Raw genomic sequence first — 6,436 nt, forward strand, 5'->3', positions numbered from 1 at the left:
AAAAAAGATCACTAAATTCAAATTAAAACCAGAAGACTTAGGGGTTTTCAATTACTTAATTAACAGTGAATAATAATTACGCCAGTCAGAATTTGTCAACCCTAAACTCGTTTATTTTTGATCTTAATGATCATAATTTGAACTATGAAAAATACTAGGGAGAGCATTATATCAATATCCCAATTGGACAATGCATCAATCGATCATTTGCTAAAACTTGGTAGCAAAAGAATCCTTAGAAAAGGTAAAGTACTCTTTCATCCTAAATCTTACCATCATTATTTACACATTATTGAGTCGGGAGTAGTAAGAGCTTACACTCATTACAAGGGAAAGGAAGTCACCTTCTGGTTGGGCATGGAAGGCGATATCGTTTTTCCATACAGGACTTATATGTTTGGAAAAACCAGCTACGAGACAGTCGAACTCTTGGAAGACTGTCTATTTCACTCCTTTCTGATAAAAGACCTTCTTCACTTATTTGAAAGTGATTTGAAATGGGCTACCTGGGGACGAAAACTTGCAGAGAAAGAATTAATCAAAATGGAAGAAAGGTTCATCTCTTATCTTTTCAAAACGGCCAAGGAGCGCTACAATCAATTAATTGAACAAAAACCAGAAATCTTTAACCGGATCCAACTTCAGCATATAGCCTCCTACTTAGGCATGACCCAAGTTTCCCTTTCTCGCATCAGAGGAGAATACTAATCTTCTTTTTTAACAATTGTTAAATTTTTCCGAAAAACCTCTTCGTAAAAATTGCTAAACGGTAATTAAACGAATTTTTTCATGGAAAAAGAAATGACACAAGAAGATTTCAAATTAAGACAAAAGCATGTAATGCTTGATGACATTATGCATGTTCCTGTAGACATTGCATACACAGACATTGGATCAGGAGAACCGTTGATATTGTTGCATGGTATCCCAACCTGGTCTTTTCTTTACAACAATGTTATGGATGAGTTATCCAAACATTTCAGAGTAATTGCTCCCGACTTCATTGGCCATGGGTGGTCGGACCAAAGAGACTTCTTCGATAGATCGATTGAAGTGCAGGCTAAAATGATCCTCCGATTGATGGATCATCTAAATATAGAAAGTACGCACTTAATCGGACATGACACAGGCGGGGGAGTTTCATTGATTCTCGCGATCAACAATGGTGAGCGAGTTAGAAAGCTTATTCTTTCCAATATAGTAGCTTATGATTCCTGGCCTATTGATGATATGCTGGCACTTGGTAATCCTGAATGGAGCAATAAATCTTTAGAAGAAATAAAAAACTTTCTTCTGGAAGGGTATGATGTTGGTCTAACAGACAAATCCCAACTTACTGAAACTTTCAAGAATGGTATAATCGCGCCATACATCACAGAAATGGGTAAGGTGAGCTTGATTCGTAATGCTTCTTCACTCAATACCAATCACACTACATCATTGATAGATCGACATGGTACTATTCAAGCCGAAACACTTTGTCTATGGGGGGTTGATGATCCTTGGCAAACAATCACGGACGGTGAGAGACTTGCTTCAGAAATACCTAATGCGAAATTAGTAAGGCTCAAAAATGCATCTCATTGGGTGCAACAGGATGCTCCCGAAAGGTACTTGACCGAAGTTCTCAAATTTCTAAATGAAAATTAATGAGTATGCATGCCTTTATTGGTTCAGTAGGAGTTTTTCTACTGCTACTGGCCTATTTCCTGAACCTTATTAAGGTCATTAATCCATCAAGTTTGTGGTGTGGAATTTTGAACACCATAGGAGGAGCATTAGCCGCCTATTCTTCCTACCTGTTGAACTTCTTACCATTCATAATCCTTGAAGGAACATGGACGATAGTCTCTATGATTAGCCTTATTAAAAATCTTAAAACAAATTCTTAACAAAAAATATAATCAAAAATGACTAGCAAAATTCAAAATTTCAATCCTTATCCTACGTATCAGATTTTCAAACCTTTTAACTTATCTCTTTCAGCAAAAGCAGGTGATTTTTTGTTCTTGACAGGCCAGATTGGAGCCAATGATGACGGAACATTCCCTGAGGACTTTGATAATCAGTTAGAAAATGTACTAAAGCATCTGGACAGAATTATCAAAGACGCAGGGGCCAGTTGGGAAGATGTAGTTCAAATGCGTTCTTTTCATGTAGGTGATTTGGAAGAGCAATTTCCAAAGATCCTGGAACTTAAAGCCAAACTTATGCCAAAACATCAGCATGCCTGGACAGCACTAGGCGTTCAACAATTAATTCCGAAATCAAGTCTGATTGAAATAGATTTGGTAGTATACGTTGGTAAATAATACTAGCGCCATTAGTGAAGACGGCTGACGGTCATATGACCGTCAGTCCACCTCACACACCACAAGATGTACCACCTTCCTTACCATCTGGATCCTCTCTAAAATGATCCTCAAGATCATTTCTTAACACTAAGTCCCATATACGGCAGATGGTTACTTTTCTGTACTTCCCTTGATTATGTTCAGCATATATTTCTACTCTACGTGGTGTGAAGGCCGTGGCTGTAAAACCTAAATTAAAACTCTCCTAGCTCTTCCTAATCCAAGACTATGAGTTAACTGTGCTTTTACAACTATTTGCATCTTCCATCTCCAAATATCATTCAGAGTAGTTTATCCTTCAACCCTTCACCTATTGTGTACTGTTTTTCACTACCTAGTTTTGCAGTCTCCCTTACCCCAAGTCATCCCTCAAAGGAAGCCCTCTTGGGACATGGTAATGCTTGGGTTTTGTACACCGCCCATCAATAATCTGATTACATCAAGGTTGAACCAGAAGCCAGACTGATATCAATCATTGTGTAAATAGTTAGAAAAAATTTTACATAGAATTATGAGGTATTGTAAATCTATATATATTTGTACTATGTATTCAAAAGAACTACTTAAAGGAACGCTCACCGCAATCATTTTGAATTTATTAGCTGAAAATGAAAGGATGTATGGTTATGAGATCTTTCAACGCGTGAAAGAACTATCGGATGAAAAAATTTTACTAAAGGATGGCTCCTTATACCCTGCTTTGCAAAAAATGACTAAGGATGGTCTTCTTTCATATAAAGAAGAGTATATAGGAAAGAGAGTAAGAAAGTACTACTTCCTCACTACCAAAGGCAAACAGGAAAAAGTAAGATATCTCGCAGAGCTGAAAGACTTTTTGGCAACTATTAATAAACTTGTTTTTCCTCAATTCAACTTTTCATGAAATTATCCACTGACCAAGAAAATATTATTAAAAATTTTGTTGATTCCTAGGGACTAAAAATCCGGACACTCCGGGATGATGTTATAGACCATTTGTGCTGTGTTGTAGAAAGTGAATTGGGAAAAGATAAATCATTCGAGCAATTGCTAGAGAAAGCCTTAATAGATTTAGCGCCTAACGGCCTTATTGAAATTCAACACAAAACAATCTTTTTATTAAACTCTAAACGAATAATAATTATGAAAAAACTAATGTATTTGATTGGATTTATTGGCTCAATCACATTGACTGCTGGAGTAACTTTTAAGTTACTTCGAATGCCTTTTAGCACAGAATTATTTACTGTTGGCTTCTTGACACTTCTCTTAGTTTTCATACCGCTTCTTGCCATTGACAGATATAAGGTTACGCTATCTAAAGCGATTACAGTAAGATTGAAAATAATTTTAGGAGTGGCAGCGGCTATAATAACAGGATTATCAGGCCTATTCAAGTTAATGCATTTGCAAGGAGCTGACCTTTTGTTAATGCTCGGGTCATTTGTATTTGCATTTGGATTTCTACCTTTCTACTTCTTCACCATGTATAAAAAATCAATTTCTTAGTTCTTACCGTTAAAAAATAGAAAACTGGTCACATGGTAAAGGGAATCTTAGCTTGGAAGTTAGTTTTCGTTTTTCATCACTAATTATGAGTACGCCAACCTACCGTATTGGCTAAGTGCTGAATTGCTACTATATTGCTTTCTAAAAGCTAAAATTCATATACAGGAATTGGCATTAATTAGAAAAATGAAGAAACTCAATATCATCATACTTATTACAATTTGTTTTTTGAGTTGTAAAAATGAAACCGAAAATATTAAAGTGAGATTTTTAACCGAAAAAATTCCTGGTGATATTCCTATTGAATTTAAAGAAATTATTATTCCTAATAATAAACTCATCCATAAAGGGATATTCAGTCCTGATTTAAAAGAATACTATTACACTATTTCCGACAAGGGTTTTGAGCAATTCGATGTTTATGCCATGAAAAAACAGAATGGAACTTGGTCTAAAGCCGAAAAGGCTTTTTTCAATAGTGACCATAGTGAACACGGGATGAGCTTTTCTCCTGATGGAAACTCACTTTACTTCAGCTCTACCAGACCTGTAAATATTGATGGTGTGTCAGAAACCTGGCATATATGGAAATCGACCAAAATTGATGGGAAATGGAATGAACCAACTTTTGTTGATATTCCCAACTTGAGAGATAAATTGGTTTCTCATCCGACAATAGCTAATTCTGGAACAATCTATTTTCATGCTAGTAATTTAGATTATAGCGAAATGGATATCTATCATTCAAATCAGGTGAATGGCAGCTTTGAAAATGCAGAAAAAACTCCAATTTCAGTGAATTTACAAGTTGGGAAATGTACTCCTTATTTTTCGCCCAAGGAGGATTACCTGATATTTGCTTCAATTGGTCATCAGCTTGACTTGATGATAAGTTTTAATGATGGAAAAGGTAAATGGGGGAACACAAAAATACTAAATGAGAAAATTAATAAATTCGGACAAGGCAACCCTTATGTAACACCTGACAATAAATTTCTTTTCTTCACTTCGGGAAATAATTCAGACCAAAAGTGGAAAGTAAAATGGGTTAATATTGAATCTGAATTAAAAGTTAACTAATGCCAATCGTGTAAACAGCTGACGGTCAAATGATCACCAGTGTGCCTCACACACCACCGGACATACTTCCTCCACTGCAATCCGCCTCCTTGCAAAAATGTTCCTATGGATCATTTCTTAAACCTCTACCCCATATACGACGGTTGGTTACTTTTCCGTACTTCTTTTGTATATGTTTAGCATAGATTTCCGCTCCATGTTGGGTGAATATCGTTGCTGTAAAACATATAACAAGATTCTCCTAGCTCTTCCTAATCCAAGCCTAAGAGGTTAGCTGTGCTTTTACAACTATCTGCATCTTCCACCTCCAAGTATCACTGAGAGCGGTTTAACCTTCAACTCTTCTTCTTTCTGATACTTTGGCCTCTGCCGACTTCTCTCCAAAATCGGGTAAGATCTCCCAGGGTAAGGCATCTTCTTTTTTCCAATGTCTGCCACATCTACATGTCAAGTGTCCAAATGCTTTTGCCCTCCCTCCATTTGAGGCAAGTTGGACTTCACAAGGAGGTACTTGCTCACCCCACCTGCCATGCTTCTTAAATGGTTCCTGTTTTTCAGTACCGTATTTTGCAGTCCTTCTTTCTTCAGTGGATCCCTGACGTCCCCCTTGCAACTTGCTATTGCTGCGGCTATATCCACCGCGCAAAAGACACTTGCACCTTCTAGATAATAAACCTATTTTTGGTAGATTAAAAGATGCCTATTACGGGCACATACAATGGTGAGCTGCCATACTTTTGAAGTGCACAAAAGCCGACACTAAAAAAGAACAGCAGCCAGCCAGGCCTTTAGTAAACATAAACCAAATGGACAAAAAATGAAAGATACTATTAATATTATAATAATCGTGACCTGCCTGCTGTCTGGGTGCTCATCAAATTCTAATAATGACTCAATAAACCTATCAGGCCCTTTTTTTGGAATTAAACCAACAGATTCAGTTCAAATCTTAGCTCCTGGAATTGTCTCATCAAATCTATTCGAATACAATGGTACATTTTCTCCTGATGGTACAGAATTTTATTATACAGTGAATTTTCCAGCAAGAAGTATTATTGCTTTTATGGAACTAAAAACAGACAATACTTGGACCGGTCCTGCTTATGCCCAGTTTTCAACTGAGTATTCAGATGTCGATCCCATATTCTCACCCGATGGAACCCGCCTTTACTTTACTTCCAATAGACCTACAAATGATACTTCTCTCGTAAAAAGAAACAATATTTGGTTTGTGGAAAGGCTTACCAATGGATGGAGCACTCCTCAACTTGTTTCATTAACAGAAAAGGGTGACTATTACAGTTCGCTTACCCAAAAGGGTAACATATATTTTAACAGTTGGAAGACAGGGGATATTTATAAAGCGATTAAAACAGATTCCACTTACCTAATAGAACGATTAGTCGATGTTATCAACTTGGATAAAAAAGTAGGGGACCCGTTTATTTCTCCAAATGAGGATTATTTAATTTTCAGAGGGGAAAATCTTGAAGGTGGCTATGGATCGAGTGATT

8 protein-coding genes and 1 pseudogene are annotated in these 6,436 nt (G+C 36.7%); 8 read left to right on the top strand and 1 reads right to left on the bottom strand.

Annotated elements, in window-relative coordinates:
- Positions 1 to 144 precede the first annotated feature (144 nt).
- The 7 genes from E1171_RS09960 to E1171_RS09990 all read left to right on the top strand — a co-directional run bounded on the left by E1171_RS09960 (position 145) and on the right by E1171_RS09990 (position 4,922).
- Positions 145 to 708 carry a Crp/Fnr family transcriptional regulator gene (locus tag E1171_RS09960; RefSeq protein ID WP_155205856.1) on the top strand — a complete coding sequence of 188 codons (564 nt, stop codon included), beginning with the start codon at positions 145 to 147 and terminating at the stop codon, positions 706 to 708.
- Between the two features lie 93 nt (positions 709 to 801).
- Complete coding sequence (locus tag E1171_RS09965) at positions 802 to 1,650, top strand: alpha/beta fold hydrolase (RefSeq protein WP_222931462.1); 849 nt, start codon at positions 802 to 804, stop codon at positions 1,648 to 1,650.
- A gap of 5 nt (positions 1,651 to 1,655) precedes the next feature.
- Positions 1,656 to 1,892: a CBU_0592 family membrane protein gene (locus E1171_RS09970; RefSeq protein WP_222931463.1), complete on the top strand. Its 237-nt coding sequence runs from the start codon at positions 1,656 to 1,658 to the stop codon at positions 1,890 to 1,892.
- 18 nt (positions 1,893 to 1,910) lie between these two features.
- Positions 1,911 to 2,312 carry a Rid family hydrolase gene (locus E1171_RS09975; protein WP_155205858.1) on the top strand — a complete coding sequence of 134 codons (402 nt, stop codon included), beginning with the start codon at positions 1,911 to 1,913 and terminating at the stop codon, positions 2,310 to 2,312.
- Between the two features lie 586 nt (positions 2,313 to 2,898).
- The gene (locus E1171_RS09980) at positions 2,899 to 3,237 is read left to right on the top strand and encodes a PadR family transcriptional regulator (RefSeq protein WP_155205859.1); all 339 of its coding nucleotides are present in this window, start codon (positions 2,899 to 2,901) and stop codon (positions 3,235 to 3,237) included.
- Positions 3,238 to 3,476: 239 nt separating this feature from the next.
- Positions 3,477 to 3,842, top strand: coding sequence for a hypothetical protein (locus E1171_RS09985; protein ID WP_155205860.1), 366 nt, complete (start codon positions 3,477 to 3,479; stop codon positions 3,840 to 3,842).
- A 186-nt stretch (positions 3,843 to 4,028) separates the two neighbouring features.
- A complete protein-coding gene (locus E1171_RS09990; protein ID WP_155205861.1) occupies positions 4,029 to 4,922 on the top strand; it encodes a PD40 domain-containing protein in 894 nt (297 codons plus the stop codon).
- A 328-nt stretch (positions 4,923 to 5,250) separates the two neighbouring features.
- Here E1171_RS09990 and E1171_RS09995 read toward each other — a convergent pair whose 3' ends face one another.
- Complete coding sequence (locus tag E1171_RS09995; RefSeq protein WP_155205862.1) at positions 5,251 to 5,568, bottom strand: hypothetical protein; 318 nt, start codon at positions 5,566 to 5,568, stop codon at positions 5,251 to 5,253.
- 171 nt (positions 5,569 to 5,739) lie between these two features.
- On the opposite strand from E1171_RS09995, the pseudogene E1171_RS10000 reads away from it, so the two are divergent.
- Positions 5,740 to 6,436 (top strand): annotated as a pseudogene (locus E1171_RS10000) (PD40 domain-containing protein); the annotation flags it as partial.

The organism is Xanthovirga aplysinae (assembly GCF_009711365.1).
In the GTDB taxonomy this organism is placed as follows: Bacteria; Bacteroidota; Bacteroidia; order Cytophagales; family Cyclobacteriaceae; genus Xanthovirga; species Xanthovirga aplysinae.